The organism is Alistipes sp. UBA1686, from assembly GCF_002320215.1.
GTDB lineage: Bacteria > Bacteroidota > Bacteroidia > Bacteroidales > Rikenellaceae > Alistipes > Alistipes onderdonkii.
On sequence record NZ_DCKA01000013.1, the window covers coordinates 222,986 to 238,463 of the forward strand.

General features: G+C 60.1%; 13 protein-coding genes. 4 read left to right on the top strand and 9 right to left on the bottom strand.

What is annotated here, in order from left to right; genetic code table 11:
* Positions 1-7: 7 nt before the first annotated feature.
* From B3C38_RS05380 to B3C38_RS05395, 4 genes are all read right to left on the bottom strand, one after another.
* Positions 8-556, bottom strand: coding sequence for a sugar O-acetyltransferase (locus tag B3C38_RS05380; RefSeq protein ID WP_022333393.1), 549 nt, complete (start codon positions 554-556; stop codon positions 8-10).
* A gap of 18 nt (positions 557-574) precedes the next feature.
* Complete coding sequence (locus B3C38_RS05385; RefSeq protein WP_055204611.1) at positions 575-2,404, bottom strand: ABC transporter ATP-binding protein; 1,830 nt, start codon at positions 2,402-2,404, stop codon at positions 575-577.
* Positions 2,405-2,553: 149 nt separating this feature from the next.
* A complete protein-coding gene (gene rnhA / locus B3C38_RS05390; protein WP_055204612.1) occupies positions 2,554-3,009 on the bottom strand; it encodes a ribonuclease HI in 456 nt (151 codons plus the stop codon).
* A gap of 120 nt (positions 3,010-3,129) precedes the next feature.
* Entirely contained in the window at positions 3,130-5,757 is a 2,628-nt protein-coding gene (locus tag B3C38_RS05395) for a valine--tRNA ligase (protein WP_286726085.1), read from the bottom strand.
* 128 nt (positions 5,758-5,885) lie between these two features.
* Here B3C38_RS05395 and lon point away from each other — a divergent pair, with 128 nt between their 5' ends.
* The 4 genes from lon to B3C38_RS05415 all read left to right on the top strand — a co-directional run bounded on the left by lon (position 5,886) and on the right by B3C38_RS05415 (position 10,880).
* Complete coding sequence (lon, locus tag B3C38_RS05400) at positions 5,886-8,318, top strand: endopeptidase La (RefSeq protein WP_022333397.1); 2,433 nt, start codon at positions 5,886-5,888, stop codon at positions 8,316-8,318.
* Positions 8,319-8,398: 80 nt separating this feature from the next.
* The gene (gene kdsB / locus B3C38_RS05405) at positions 8,399-9,163 is read left to right on the top strand and encodes a 3-deoxy-manno-octulosonate cytidylyltransferase (protein WP_286726088.1); all 765 of its coding nucleotides are present in this window, start codon (positions 8,399-8,401) and stop codon (positions 9,161-9,163) included.
* 5 nt (positions 9,164-9,168) lie between these two features.
* Positions 9,169-9,915: a 3-deoxy-8-phosphooctulonate synthase gene (kdsA, locus tag B3C38_RS05410; RefSeq protein WP_286726090.1), complete on the top strand. Its 747-nt coding sequence runs from the start codon at positions 9,169-9,171 to the stop codon at positions 9,913-9,915.
* Complete coding sequence (locus B3C38_RS05415) at positions 9,915-10,880, top strand: KpsF/GutQ family sugar-phosphate isomerase (RefSeq protein WP_022333400.1); 966 nt, start codon at positions 9,915-9,917, stop codon at positions 10,878-10,880. Before kdsA ends, B3C38_RS05415 begins: the two co-directional genes overlap by 1 nt.
* A 133-nt stretch (positions 10,881-11,013) precedes the next feature.
* Here the strand turns inward: B3C38_RS05415 and B3C38_RS05420 are convergent, their stop codons facing one another.
* The 5 genes from B3C38_RS05420 to trpS form a co-directional block, all read right to left on the bottom strand.
* Positions 11,014-11,214 (bottom strand): helix-turn-helix transcriptional regulator, encoded by a 201-nt coding sequence (locus B3C38_RS05420; protein ID WP_022333401.1) that lies wholly within the window; start codon positions 11,212-11,214, stop codon positions 11,014-11,016.
* Positions 11,204-11,668: a hypothetical protein gene (locus B3C38_RS05425; RefSeq protein ID WP_022333402.1), complete on the bottom strand. Its 465-nt coding sequence runs from the start codon at positions 11,666-11,668 to the stop codon at positions 11,204-11,206. The genes B3C38_RS05420 and B3C38_RS05425 overlap by 11 nt, the downstream gene beginning before the upstream one ends.
* 359 nt (positions 11,669-12,027) lie before the next feature.
* On the bottom strand, positions 12,028-12,372 hold the full coding sequence (locus B3C38_RS05430) for a PAS domain-containing protein (protein WP_022333403.1): 345 nt from the start codon (positions 12,370-12,372) through the stop codon (positions 12,028-12,030).
* A gap of 98 nt (positions 12,373-12,470) precedes the next feature.
* Complete coding sequence (locus tag B3C38_RS05435; RefSeq protein ID WP_117506488.1) at positions 12,471-14,252, bottom strand: chloride channel protein; 1,782 nt, start codon at positions 14,250-14,252, stop codon at positions 12,471-12,473.
* A 1-nt stretch (position 14,253) separates the two neighbouring features.
* Entirely contained in the window at positions 14,254-15,378 is a 1,125-nt protein-coding gene (gene trpS / locus B3C38_RS05440; RefSeq protein WP_055204623.1) for a tryptophan--tRNA ligase, read from the bottom strand.
* Between the last annotated feature and the right edge of the window lie 100 nt (positions 15,379-15,478).

Consider the following 15,478-nt stretch of genomic DNA (forward strand, 5'->3'; position numbering starts at 1 on the left):
GGGATATTTAGAGCGGGCGGATGATACGTGCAGGGTTGCCTGCTGCGACCGAATCCGCGGGGATATCTCGTGTGACGACCGACCCGGCCCCGACGACCGCCCTGTCGCCGATCGTGACGCCCGGGCATACGATCACTCCGCCGCCCAGCCAGCAGTGGTCGCCGATGACGATGGGCTTGCCTGCTTCGAGGGCCGTCCCGCGTGTCGCGGCGTCGAACGGATGGTGCGCCGTGAGCAGCTGCACTTTGGGGCCTATGAGCGTCCCGCAGCCGATGCGTATCGGTGCCAGGTCGAGGAAAACGCAGTCGAAATTGACGAAGGAACCTTCGCCCATGTGGATGTTGTAGCCGTAGTCGCAGTGGAAAGGTTCGCGGATGAACCCGCGGACGTTGGGGCACAATTCCCCGAGTGTGGTGCGGTAGTCGTCGCCGTGGCCGCAGCATTCGACGTTGAGGCGATGCATCAGGCGCGTGGCACGGTCGCGGTCGGCCGTCAGCTCCGCGTCATGCGGGTCGAACCATTCGCCCGCCAGCATCTTCTCCTTCTCGCCTCTCATCGGTACATGCCGGCATTTTTAGTCGAACGACTGCAATTCGATCAGCTTGGCGTAGATGCCGCCCTTGGCGAGCAGTTCGGTGTGGGTGCCCTGCTCGGCCACGCGGCCGTGGTCGACGACGATGATCTTGTCGGCGTTGTGAATCGTCGACAGGCGGTGGGCGATAACCACCGATGTGCGGCCGACGAGCAGCTTGTTGAGGGCATCCTGCACGAGTTTTTCGCTCTCCGTGTCGAGGGCCGAGGTGGCCTCGTCGAGGATCAGTATCTCGGGGTTTTTCAGCACGGCGCGTGCGATCGAAAGCCGCTGGCGCTGGCCTCCCGAGAGTTTGACGCCCCGGTCGCCGATGTTGGTCTGGTAGCCTTCGGGTGCTTCCTGTATGAAGCAGTCGGCATTGGCGATCCGGGCCGCCTCGACGATCTCGTCGTGCGTGGCCCCGGCCTTGCCCATGGCGATGTTGCCTTCGATGGTGTCGTTGAAAAGCACGGTGTCCTGTGCCACGACGCTCATGTGGGCGCGCAGGCTGTCCTGCGTGTAGTCGCGCACCGAGACCCCGTCGATCAGGATGTCGCCCGCCTTCACGTCGTAGAAACGCGGTATGAGTTCGCTGAGGGTCGACTTGCCTCCGCCCGAAGGGCCTACCAGGGCCACGGTCTCGCCGCGCTTGATCTCGAACGAGATGCCTTCGATCACCTCGCGGCTGCCGTCGTACGAGAAGTGGATGTCCCGGAATTCGATCTTGTCTTTCAGCCCGTCGAGTTCGATCGCCCCGGGCTTGTCCTGGATTTCGCTCTGGGCGTCGATGATCGAGAAGATGCGTTCGCCGGCGGCGATACCCTGGTTGATGTTGGAGAACTGGTCGATGAACGTGCGCACCGGGCGCGTTATCTGCGAGAACATGGCGATGAAGGCGATGAAGCCTTCGGGGCTGAGCGCGTCCTTGAATACGAGCGAACCTCCGAATACCAGGATGACGCCTACGGCCGAGATGCCCAGGAATTCGCTCATCGGCGAAGCCAGCTGCTGGCGGCGGGCCATCGAAAGGGTCAGCCGCGCCAGGTCTTCGCTCAGGTCGTAGAACTTCTGCTTGACGTAGCCCGTGGCATTGTAGCTCTTGATGACCTTGATGCCCGAGAGCGATTCGTCGAGTGTCGAGACCAGTTCGCCCATGCGCTGCTGGCTTGTGCGTGCGGGATGGCGCAGGCGCTTGACGATGCTGCCGATGATCAGTGCCACGACGGGCAGGAAAAGCACCGAGAAGAGTGCCAGCTCCCACGAGATGGCGACCATCATGACCGTATAGCCGATGATGAGGAACGGTTCGCGGAAAGCCACCTGCAAGGTGTTGGTGATGCAGAACTGCACCACGCCGACGTCCGAGGTGATTTTCGAGATGATGTCGCCCTTGCGCTGGTCGCTGAAATAGCCCACGTTCATGTCCACGACTTTGGAGAACATCTCGTTGCGCATGCGCTGCAGGGTGCGCGTGCGCATGTTCTCGACCGTCCATGCGCCCATGTAGCGGAACAGGTTGCTCAGCAGGCTCACGAAGATGGTGACGATGGCCAGCAGCAGCAGGACGTTTTCGGGGTTGTATTCGTTGAACAGGTGCGAATAGGTGAAGTTGAACAGCGCCGTCAGGTATTCCTGGTTGAACGCCAGCGGGGGGAGTTTCTCCACGTATACGAACGTGTAATCCGCATCGAACATCGTCTTGAGGATCGGCATGATCAGCAGGAACGTGAGCGAATTGAACAGTGCGTAGAAGAGCGAGTAGAAGAAATAGGGGATGGCGTATTTGCGGATGGGTCGGGCGAAACCCAGAAGCCTCATGTATATTTTAAACATTACGGGCGGATTATTTGCAGTTTATGTGATAATCGTGACAAAGATAGGAATAATAATGTGAAATTCGGAATTCCCGGCTTAAAAGTGCGAAGTTCCGGGGAGTTTAGAACCGAAAAAAACGAAGGGGCAGACATGCTGTCCGCCCCTTTTCAGGGTTCGTAACCCGTATCTTCCAGTAAATGCGCCTTGTCGTTGGCGGCAGCGACCGCCAGTTGGTCGCAGCGATTGTTCTCCACGGTGTCGGCATGCCCCTTGACCCAGACGAAGCGGACGTTGTGATGCCGGTACACGCGCAGGAAGCGCATCCACAGGTCGGGGTTTTTCTTACCGGCGAACCGCTTTTTCACCCAGCTGAAGAGCCAGCCTTTCGTCACGGCGTCCACGACGTATTTCGAATCGGAGTACACGGTGACGTCCGACCCGTCGAACTTGAGCGCCTCGAGTGCCACGCAGACAGCCATGAGCTCCATGCGGTTGTTGGTCGTCAGGCGGAATCCCTGCGACAGCTCCTTGCGGTGCTGTCCCGAAAGGAGTACCGCGCCGTAGCCTCCCGGCCCGGGGTTCCCGAGCGCCGAGCCGTCGGTATATATGGTGATTGTCGGCAAATCGTGTTGTCGTTAAACCCGGCCCTGCGGTGCGGGTATGGTTCGTCTGCGGCATGGCCGCGGTGGAAAGTACCTGTCCCGAACCCCGCAGGAATTCGGGACAAGGCATGTCCGTCCTTTTTACGAAAGGGCTTCCAGTTGCGCCTTGATGGCCGCGATCTTGGCCTCGGCGTCGGCCTGCTTGGCGCGTTCGTTGGCCACCACCTTCTCGGGGGCCGACTGCATGAAACGCTCGTTCGAGAGCTTTTTCATTACGCTCGCGAGGAACCCTTCCTGGTAGGACAGTTCGTCCGTCAGTTTGCGTCGTTCCGCTTCGGCGTCGATTTTGCCCGCCATCGGCACGAAGTACTGCGTCGTCTTGACGATGAACGCTGCGGCCGCCGGGTCTTTCTCCGTCACCGTCTCGATGGCCGTCAGGTTGGCCATTTTCCGCATCACGGGGGCGTACTCGGCCGGGTAGTTTTCGTCGGCGATCACCTTGAGCGTCAGCGCTTCCTTCTGCGGCAGGTTCTTCTGGTTGCGGACGTTACGCACCGAGGAGATCACCTCCCTGGCCAGCTCGAACCGCGCCAGCAACTGTCCGTCGATTTCGTCTGGCTGGGGCATCGGGGCGACGGTGATCGACTCGCCTTCTTTGCGCGGGGCGAGGTCTTGCCAGATCTCTTCCGTCACGAAGGGCATGAAGGGGTGCAGCACGCGCATCAGGGAGTCGAAGAACGTGCGCGTGGCTTCGAACGTCGGCGCGTCGATCGGCTGCCCGTAGGCGGGTTTCACCATCTCGAGGTACAGGCCGCTGAAATCGTCCCAGAAGAGCTTGTAGGTCGTCTTGAACGCCTCCGAAATGCGGTAGCAACCGAAATCGTCGGCGATCTGGCGCAAAGCGACGCCGAGCGTCTGGCGGAACCATGCGACCGCCAGACGGTTGTTCTCGTCCTGTGCGGCATTGCCGTCCGCCGACCAGCCGTTCACCAGGCGGTAGGCGTTCCATATCTTGTTGCCGAAGTTGCGTCCCTGTTCGCAGAGCGCCTCGTCGAACATCACGTCGTTGCCTGCCGACGAGGAGATGAGCATCGCCATGCGCATACCGTCGGCGCCGTATTTGGCGATCAGGTCGAGCGGGTCGGGCGAGTTGCCCAGCTGCTTGGACATCTTGCGGCCGATCTTGTCGCGGACGATGCCCGTGAAATAGACGTTTCCGAAAGGTTTTTCGCCGCGGTATTCGTAACCCGCCATGATCATGCGCGCCACCCAGAAGAAGATGATGTCGGGGCCCGTCACCAGGTCGTTGGTGGGGTAGTAGTAGCTGATCTCCCTGTTGCCGGGGTTGCGGATGCCGTCGAAGACCGAAATCGGCCACAGCCACGACGAGAACCACGTGTCCAGCACGTCGTCGTCCTGTCTGAGGTCGGACGGCTGCAACGAGGCGTCGCCGGTTTTCGCACGCGCCTTTTCGAGCGCCTCCCCGGCCGTCGGGGCCACCACGAAGCCGCCTTGGGGCAGGTACCAGGCCGGAATGCGCTGGCCCCACCACAGCTGGCGCGAGATGCACCAGTCCTTGATGTTCTCCATCCAGTGGCGGTAGGTGTTCTTGTATTTTTCGGGCACGAAGCGGATCGCGTCCTCCATGACGGCCTTCGTCGCCGGTTCGGCCAATTGCCCCATCGAGAGGAACCACTGCATCGAGAGTTTCGGCTCGATGGCCACGCCCGTGCGCTCCGAATAGCCCACGTTGTTGGTATAATCCTCGGTCTTCTCCAGCAGGCCGGCTTCCGCCAGGTCGCCTTCGATCTTTCTGCGGACGTCGAAACGATCCATGCCGACGTACAGCCCCACTTTGTCGTTGATCGTGCCGTCGTCGTTGAAGATGTCGATCACCTCGAGGTTGTATTTCTCGCCCAGCATGTAATCGTTCACGTCGTGCGCCGGGGTCACTTTCAGCGCGCCCGTACCGAACTCGATATCGACGTATTCGTCGCGGATTACGGGGATTGCGCGGTTCACCAGCGGTACGATGACGCGCGCCCCGGCCGGCAGCCAGCCGTAGCGCGGGTCGTTGGGGTTGACGCACAGCGCCGTGTCGCCCAGGATCGTTTCGGGGCGCGTCGTGGCGACGATGACCGCCTTGTCCGAGCCTTCGACCATGTAGCGCAGGTAGTAGAGCTTGCCGTGCGACTCCTTGAATACCACCTCTTCGTCCGACAGCGCCGTCTGCGCCGCGGGATCCCAGTTGACCATGCGTACGCCGCGGTAGATCTTGCCTTTCTCGTAAAGGTCGCAGAATACCTTGATGACGCTCTCGGTGCGGGGTTCGTCCATCGTGAAGCAGGTGCGCTCCCAGTCGCACGAGGCGCCCAGCTTGCGCAGCTGCTTGAGGATCATGCCGCCGTATTTTTCCTTCCACTCCCAGGCGTATTCGAGGAATTCCTCGCGCGAAAGCGACGACTTCTCGATGCCCTTTTCATGCAGCATCGCCACGACTTTCGCCTCCGTGGCGATCGACGCGTGATCCATGCCAGGCACCCAGCAGGCGTTTTTGCCCGACATGCGGGCACGGCGGATCAGCACGTCCTGCAACGTGTTGTTGAGCATGTGCCCCATGTGGAGCATGCCGGTCACGTTGGGCGGCGGGATGACGATCGTGTAGGGTTCGCGTCCGTCGGGTTCCGAATGGAACAGCCGGTTGTCGATCCAGTAGTCGTACCATTTCTGTTCGATCTCCTGCGGCGAATATTTATCAGCGATTTGCATAAAGGAAAGGTGTGAATGTTTTGCTTCGTTATTTGGCCTGCAAAGTTATTAACATTCTGTCAAAGATAAAATAAATATCTATAAAAAATCGTTACCTTTGCACCATTATATATTTGTATCTGTAAACTATGAGTAAAAAAGATAAGATAATCGAAACCATCGAAGTCGAAGATGCGAGCCTGCTTCCCGAGCTGCTCGACGGCAAACACCACGTGATTCCGATCGTGACCGGCGGCGACGAGGTTGCCGAGGAGGTCGAAGTGCCGGAGATCATCCCGATCCTTACGCTGCGCAGTTCGGTGCTCTTCCCCGGTGCGATCACCCCGATCACCGTGGGACGCGACAAGAGCATCAGCCTCGTACGTGCCGTGAATGCCGAAGGCGGCATCCTGGGCGCCGTGTTGCAGCGCGAGAGCGACGTCGAAGACCCCGCGCCGGACGACATGTACAAGGTCGGCACCGCAGCGCGCATCATCAAAATCCTCGAAATGCCCAACGGGAACCTCACGGTGATCCTGAACGGCCTGGAGAAGATCGAAATACGCGAATACATAACGACCGAGCCCTATTTCCGGGCCCGGGTGACCGCCCTGCGCGATACGACGCCCGACCTGAAGAGCATCGAGTTCGAGGCCCTCGTGGATTCGATCCGCGACGTGGCGCTCAACATCATCAACGTTTCGCCGTCGATGCCCAAGGAGGCGGCCTTCGCCATCAAGAACATCGACTCCAAGCGCGGCATCATCAATTTCATCTGCTCGAACATGGAGCTTACGGACGAAGACCGCCAGTCGTTGCTGGAGGCCCCCGGCCTGCTGGCCCGAGCCCGCAAGCTGCTCGAAATACTGATCCGCGAACAGCAGCTGGCCGAGCTGAAGAACCAGATACAGGAGCGCGTGAAGCAGGAGATCGACAAGCAGCAGCGCGACTATTACCTGCAGCAGCAGATGCGTACGATCCAGGACGAACTGGGCGACGGCGCCGATGCCGACATCGAGAAGATGCGCGAGGAGGCCAAGAAGAAGAACTGGCCCAAGGAGGTCGGCGAAACCTTCGAGAAAGAGTTGCAGAAGGTCGAGCGGCTGAATCCCGCCGTGGCCGAATATTCGGTGCAGATGACCTACCTGCAACTGCTGCTGGAACTCCCGTGGAACGAGGTAACCAAGGACAATCTCGATCTGAATTGCGCGCGCGAGCAGCTCGACCGCGACCATTTCGGGCTGGAGGAGGTCAAGGAGCGTATCCTCGAACACCTGGCCGTCATCAAGCTCAAGGGCGACCTCAAATCCCCGATACTCTGCCTTTACGGCCCTCCGGGTGTGGGTAAGACCTCGCTGGGCAAGTCGGTGGCGGCGGCGCTGGGCCGCAAGTTCGGGCGTATCTCGCTCGGCGGCCTGCACGACGAGTCGGAAATCCGCGGGCATCGCCGCACCTACATCGGCGCCATGCCGGGACGGATCATCCAGACCATCAAGCGCTGCGGTTCGTCCAACCCGGTCATCATCCTCGACGAGGTGGACAAGGTGACCGTTTCGAACCACGGCGACCCGTCGAGCGCGCTGCTCGAGGTGCTCGACCCGGAGCAGAACACCACCTTCCACGATAACTACATCGACATGGAGTACGACCTGTCGAAAGTGCTGTTCATCGCCACGGCCAACAATATCGCCAACATCGCACCGGCGCTGCGCGACCGCATGGAGATGATCAATATCCCCGGCTACCTGATCGAGGAGAAGGTGCGCATTGCCCTCGACCACCTGCTGCCCAAGCAGCGCGAGGCGCACGGCATCAAGGAGCAGGAGCTCACGATGGCCCCCGAGGTAGTCGAAGGCATCATCGCCGGCTATACCCGCGAGTCGGGTGTCCGCTCGCTCGACAAGTTGCTGGCCAAGATCGCCCGCGCCCGTGCCAAGCAGATCGCCTTCGACGAGGTGTTTGCCCCGGAGGTTTCGGCCCGGGAGGTCGAAAAGATCCTCGGCATGCCCAAGTTCCTCAAGGAGGAGTACGAGGTGGGCGGCATGACAGGCGTTGTGACGGGCCTGGCCTGGACGGAGGTCGGCGGCGACATCCTCTACATCGAGTCGGTGCTGACGCCCGGCAAGGGCAAGGTCAGCCTTACGGGTAACCTGGGCGATGTGATGAAGGAGTCCGCTACGATCGCCCACGAGTGGGTGATGGCGCACAGCAAGGAGCTGGGCATTGACCCCGCACTGTTCGAGAAGAACGACATCAACATCCATGTCCCCGAGGGTGCGATCCCGAAGGACGGCCCTTCGGCCGGCATTACGATGGTGACCTCGATCGTTTCGACCTACACGGGGCGGAAAGTCCGGGATCGTATCGCCATGACGGGCGAGACGACGCTCCGCGGCCGTGTGATGCCGGTGGGCGGCGTCAAGGAGAAGATTCTGGCGGCCAAACGCGCCGGGATCAACGAGCTGATCCTCTCGGAGGAGAACCGCAAGGACATCGCCGAGATCAAGCCCGAATACATCGACGGACTGACCTTCCATTACGTGAAGACCAACGACGAAGTGCTGAAACAGGCGCTCATATAGCAGCCCGAAAGAAGTAAAAGGTGGAAAGTTTTGTTTTTCACCTTTTACTTTTTTAATTTTATGGATCAATTCCTCTGCCGATGAAATTTATCGCAATCATACCGGCGCGTTATGCGTCGACCCGCTTCCCGGCCAAACCGTTGGCCGTGCTGGGCGGGAAACCCGTTATCCGGCGGGTCTACGAGCAGGTGGCGGGCGTACTGGACGATGCCGTGGTCGCCACGGACGACGAGCGGATTTACGATGCCGTGCTGGCGTTCGGCGGCAAGGCCGAGATGACCTCGGCAGACCATAAGAGTGGCACCGACCGTTGCTGGGAAGCCTACCTCAAGCAGGGGAAACCCTACGACGTGGTCGTCAACGTGCAGGGCGACGAGCCTTTCATCCGGGCGTCGCAGCTCGAAGCCGTGAAGCGCTGCTTCGACGATCCCGCGACGGACATTGCCACGCTCGTGAAACCCTTTGCCGAGGCGGACGGCCTGGCCGCGCTGGAAAACCCCAATTCGCCGAAGGTGGTGCTCGATGCGCAGTCGCGGGCCATCTATTTTTCGCGTTCGGTCATCCCTTACCTGCGCGGCGTCGAACGCTCGCAGTGGCTTGCGCACCATACGTTCTACAAGCACATCGGCCTCTATGCCTTCCGCACGGAGGTGCTGCGTGCCGTCACGGCGCTGCCGCAGTCCACGCTCGAAAAGGCCGAGTCGCTCGAGCAGCTCCGCTGGCTCGAAAACGGCTACAGGATCGGCGTGGGCATCACCGACGTCGAGACCATCGGCATCGACACGCCCCAAGACCTCGCACGTGCCGAGGAGTTTTTGTCACACCATCCGGAATTTATAAAATGACAGCTATGAAATTCATCGCCGGCCCCTGCGTCATCGAATCCGCCGAGTTACTCGACACCGTGGCCGAACGCCTCGTGGCGATCAACAAGGCCCTCGGGACGGATATTATCTTCAAGGCCTCGTTCGACAAGGCCAACCGCACCTCGATCTCCTCGTTCCGCGGCCCCGGACTCGAACGGGGGGTGCGTATGCTCGCCGATGTGCGGGCGAAATGGGGGCTGCGTCTGCTGACCGACATCCACGAGGCGTGGCAGGCCGCGCCCGTGGGCGAGGTCGTCGACGTGATCCAGATCCCGGCCTTCCTCTGCCGGCAGACCGACCTGCTCACCGCCGCGGCCAGGACGGGCAAGACCGTGAATATCAAAAAGGCGCAGTTCCTTTCGGGGTTGGACATGCAGTACCCCTATGAGAAGGCGCGCGATGCGGGGGCTTCGGAAATATGGCTCACCGAACGCGGCAATATCTACGGTTACAACAATCTGGTGGTCGATTTCCGCAATATCCCCGACATGCTGCGCATCGCGCAGACCGTGGTGATGGATTGTACCCATTCGGTGCAGCGTCCCGGCGGTGCGGGCGGTACGACGGGAGGCAACCGCGAGTTCGTGCCGGCCATGGCCCGGGCGGCCCGGGCGTTCGGTGCCAACGGCTTCTTCTTCGAAGTGCACCCCTGCCCCGACTGCGCCAGGAGCGACGGCCCCAACATGTTGCAACTCGACGATCTGGAGAATCTCATTAAAACCTTGCTATAATGACCGATACCACCAAAGCGCAGATCCTCGACCTGGCCCGCAAGGCCATCAATACCGAGATGCTGGCGCTCAAGCACATGAAGGAGACCTTGGGTGACAATTTCGCCGATGCCGTGGAGCTGATCCTCGCATGCAGCGGCAAATGCATCGTCACCGGCATGGGCAAGTCGGGGCTCGTCGGGCGCAAGATCGCCGCGACGCTGGCCTCGACCGGAACCCCGAGTTTCTTCCTGCACCCCGGCGAGGCCTTCCACGGCGATCTGGGGATGATCTCGAAGGACGACGTCGTGCTGGCGCTCTCCTATTCGGGCGAGACCGACGAAATCCTGAAGATCGTGCCTTTCATCCACTCCAACGGCAACAAGCTGGTGTCGATGACGGGCAACCCCGAATCGGCGCTGGCGAAGAATTCCGATATCCATCTCGACGTGAGCGTCGAAGAGGAAGCCTGCATCCTGCACCTCGCGCCGACGACCTCGACCACGGCGCAGATCGCCATGGGCGATGCGCTGGCCGTGTCGCTCATGCAGATGCGGGGCTTTACGAGCGTCGATTTCGCACGCCTGCATCCGGGCGGCAGCCTCGGGCGGCGCCTGCTGATGACCGTGGGCAACGTGATGCGTTCGCACGACCTCCCGGTCGTGGCGCCCGACTGCTCGGCGACGGATATGATCCACGCCATCAGCAAGGGCGGGCTGGGGCTCATCATCATCTGCGACGGCGAGAGGATCGAGGGCATCGTGACCGACGGCGACGTGCGCCGTGCGATGGAGCGCCGCCGCGCCGAGTTTTTCAATATCAAGGCCGCCGATATCGCCACGCCCAACCCGAAAACCATCTCCGCGGATAAGAAACTGATCGAGGCCGAGAAGATGATGACCCGTAACAAGGTCACGTCGCTGCTCGTCACCGACGATGCAGGGAAGTTGCAGGGCGTGATCCAGATTTACGACATCAAGTTATAGGGCTTTCGCAACTGCGTCACGCCGCATAGACGGGGACGGTCTGTTCGGAACGGAGCGCCTGCCGTGAAAACAAAGGGGACGGTACCATGCGGTACCGTCCCCGCGTGTCTTGTCTGCCGGTATGTCTCCGCGGTCAGTCCCCCTCTTCGAGCTGGAAAACCTGTTCGACGGGTTTGCCGAAGATCCGGGCGATCTTCAGTGCCAGTACCGTCGAGGGGACGAAGCGCCCGGCCTCGATGGCGTTTACGGTCTGGCGGCTTACGCCGATGGCATCGGCCAACTGCTGCTGGGTCATGCGCACTTCGGCGCGTTCGACCCGGATCCTATTCTTCATCTGCGACCGCGTGTTTCAGACGCCACAGTTTCCAGCGGAATACCGCGAGGAATATCAGCAGCATGGTGAGCAGGTTGTAGATCATGACGTAGAGGAAACTGAGGTCGTAGGTGCATAGCGCCGTGGCGATAAGCAGGGCATAGTTGACGTAAAGTGCCGTCAGCAGGGCGTTCAGCCGTATGCGGGAGATCATTTCATCCTCGATCCGTTCGCGGGAGCAGGCTACGAATATCCCGCCGATGCAGATGCCCACCAGAGCGATGTTGTTCAGCGCACGGCCTGTCGTTGCCGAGCAGAGCGTTTCGTAGCAGGCCGTTCCTTCGGCCGGCATCAGGTAGGTCGGGTAGCCGTTGAAGCCGTCGATGAGCATCAGTACGCCCAACAGCAACGTCGGGATCAGGATGACCCAGCCGATTTTCTTAAAACTGTGGGGAAGTAGTAATTCCTTTGTCATAACGTGGTTGTTTAAAGGTTTGAGACAGGATAAATGTAAAGTGTATTTTACATTTTAGCAAATAAACACGACAAAATTTTTGCGGCATAAAAATTAGAGGGTCTTTTAGACCCTCTAAAAATTTTGTTCGGCGGTATGATTTACCGGGGCGGAATTGCGCAGGGCGGCTCCGGATGTATCCCGAATTCCCGGGCACGCACACCCTGAACCCCGGGAATCGGGTATGGGATGGAAGCTGTACCCCGAATTCATGATACCGGGGGGCGTAGTCCGGGAGTCGTAGTCCGAAAATGGTAGTCCGGGAGTCGTAATCCGGCTCGGGGGAACCCCTGCACCCCTGGTGCTTCTCCTTTCCGGAATCAGTTGCGGATGTGGTGCGGCATCTCGGCAGGAATCTCCATCGAGATTTCTGCCAGTCCGCCCACGACGCCGTCCACGCGCCAGGCTGTCTGGTAGATCATTTTGCGGACGCCGTTTTTCTCGATCGTATAGACATTCGTGCCCCCGTCGGTGAGCAGGCGGCGGATGATTTCGCGCGACCGCTCGCCGTGGCAGTCGAAGAGGTTTTTGCCGACCATGTCGCCGTGCCGGGCGAAGGTCGTGCGCGCCTTGTCGTTCATGTAGAGGATCGTGCCCCCGGTGTCGCATACCGTAACCGCGCAGTCCATGCCGTCGGCCCAGGGATAGGGATTTTCTGTCGTCATATTGCCGTAGGTTTATCGTCGGGGAAAGCCTCCCTTTTCAACGGGAGGTTCGGAGTGACTATGGGGATTGTATCGAAGATACGGTGCTAAACCCCGGTTTACTGCTGTATTTTCACCAGCTGTTCGCGGTAGGCGTTCAAGATGCGCGATTTGGAAATGAAGCCCAGGTAGCGGTTTTGTTTGTCGACCACGGGCAGCATCCAGGTATGCTTGTCCTCGAATTTCTCCATGACGCCCTGTATCGACTCGTGTTCGAGGATTTTGTCCGGGGGCTGGATCATGTAGTCGGAGATCGGATGCCCGTATTTTTCGTGTTTGAACATGTCCTCGCGCAGGTCGTCCAGCTGGACGACGCCCAGCAGGTGTCCGAAGTTGTCGATCACGGGGAAGATGTTGCGGCGTGCCGTCGAGATGATGTGCACGATGTCGCCCAGTGTGAAATTCTCCTTGATGCGCAGGAAATCGGTCTCCATCAGATCGTCGAGCTTCAGGAAGACGAATACCGACTGGTCTTTGTCGTGCGTGAGCAGTTCGCCCCGCTGGCGCAGTTGCTTGGTGTAGATCGAGTCGGGGTCGAGGTAGTAGTCCACGGCGAACGAGATGCAGGCCGTGATCATCAGCGGGATGAACAGCCCGTAGCCGTTCGAAAGCTCCGCGATGAGGAAGATCGAGGTCAGCGGCGCCTTCATCACGCCCGACATCACGCCGGCCATGCCCACCAGCGTGAACGAGACGACCGAGACGTCCCAGTCGAAAAATGCATTGCACAGCAGGGCGATCGAAGCCCCCGTGAACGCCCCCACGAACAGCGACGGCGCGAAGGTTCCGCCCACGCCGCCCGCGGCGTTGGTCGAGGCCATGGCAATGACCTTGAAGAACATCGTGGCGATGACGAAGAGGATGACCACCCAATCGATCTCCCGGAACCGGTAGAAGAGCGAATTGTCGAACAACTCCTGTGCGCGGCCGTGCATCAGCGACATGAACCCTTCGTAGCCTTCGCCGTAGAGCGGCGGGAAGATGAAGATCAGGATGCCCAGCACGGCGCCGCCGACGAGCCATTTCTTATATTGGCTGTCGATCTTACGGAAGAAGTTGCCCACGCGCAGGTTGGTCGAGGTGAAATACCAGGACATCAGCCCGCAGCATACGCCCAGCAGGATGAAAAGCGGTATCTGCCACAGCTCGAAGGCGTCCTGCGGCTGGAGCGTCACGGCCAGTATGGGGTCGAAGCCGCGCAGCATGAAGGCCATCGTCGTGGCCGTGATCGAGGCGATCAGCAGCGGGATCACCGACCCGGCCGTGATGTCGAGCATCAGGATCTCCAGCACGAAGACCACGCCCGTGATCGGGGCTTTGAAGATGGCCGCCAGCGCCGCACCGGCACCGCAGCAGAGCAGCAGCGTGGTGTGTTTGTAATTGAGGCGCGCCAGCCGCCCGACGTTCGAGCCGATAGCCGCGCCCGTCAGTACGATCGGTGCCTCGGGGCCCACCGAACCGCCGAACCCGATGGTCGTGGCGCCGCCTACGATCGACGTCCAGCAGTTGTGCCCCGGGATGCGCGAGTTGCGGCTCGACATGGCGTAGAGCACGCGTGTTACGCCCTCCGAAATATTGTCGCGCACGATGTATTTTACGAACAGCGTGGCGAGTATGATGCCGATGGCGGGGTAGATCAGGAACAGAAGATGCGCACTGTCCACCGGGAACCAGCGTATCAGTCCGCTCTTGATGCCGTGCAGCAGTATTTCGAACAGGTAGGTGCCCAGTCCGGCGAGTATACCGACCACGACAGCCAGCAGCATCATGATCTGGCTGTTGCTCAACCGCCGGGTCAGGCGGAGGAACTCGCGGTAGATATGCTCGGTGCGTAACTGCATCCTATTGTTTGCGAGCGAAATGCTCGGCTTGTTCGGCGATGAGCCGTTTGTCGTCGAAATAGTTGATTTTCATGGCGCGCTTCACGTCGTCGAGTGTCTGCGAGGCCATTTGCCGGGCTGCCTCCGAACCGGTGCGGAGAATCTCGTAGACCTCTTCGATGCGGCCTTCGTAGTATTTGCGGCGTTCGCGGAACGGCTCCAGTGTCTCGTTGAGCACAGCGATCAGGAATTTCTTGACCTTCACGTCGCCCAGGCCGCCGCGGCGGTAATGCGCCTTCAGCTCGTCCAGCGACGGGTAGTCGGGCAGATATTTCGGGAAATGCTCGGGGCGGCTGAAGGCATCGAGGTAGGTGAATACCGTGTTGCCCTCCACCTTGCCGGGGTCTTCGACGCGCAGATGGTCGGGATCGGTATACATCCCCATGACTTTCTTCTTCACCTCGTCGGCGCTGTCCGAGAGGTAGATGCAGTTGCAGAGCGATTTCGACATCTTGGCCTTGCCGTCGGTGCCCGGCAGGCGCATGCAGACCGCATTCTCCGGCAGCAGGATCTCGGGCTCGACGAGTGCCGGGCCGTATACCGTGTTGAACTTGTGGACGATCTCGCGGGTCTGTTCGATCATCGGCTCCTGGTCTTCGCCCGCAGGGACGGTCGTGGCCTTGAATGCCGTGATGTCGGCCGCCTGGCTGATGGGGTAGGTGAAGAAGCCCACGGGGATGCCCTGCTTCTGCTGCGTGTCGCCCTCGGCGGCGCCTTCGGCGAAGCCCCGCAGCTGAATCTCGGCCTTCACGGTCGGGTTGCGTTGCAGGCGCTGCACGGTCACCAGGTTCATATAGTAGAACGAGAGCTCGCAGAGCTCCGGGATTTGCGACTGGATGAAAAGGGTAGACCTTTTCGGATCGAGGCCGACCGAAAGGTAGTCGAGCGCCACTTCGATGATGTTCTGGCGCACTTTCTCGGGGTTGTCGGCGTTGTCCGTCAGGGCCTGCGCGTCGGCTATCATGATGAATATGCGTTCGAATTCGCCCGATTCCTGCAGTTCGACGCGGCGGCGCAGGGAACCGACGTAGTGTCCCAAGTGGAGCCGGCCCGTAGGACGGTCGCCGGTAAGAATGATCTTTCCCATAAAACTTTATATATATTTTGTGGGCAAACTTACGAAAAACCGCGCGGGTGACCTAATAAAGTTGTCTGTTATAGATTTATTTTATATTTTTGTGTATTGA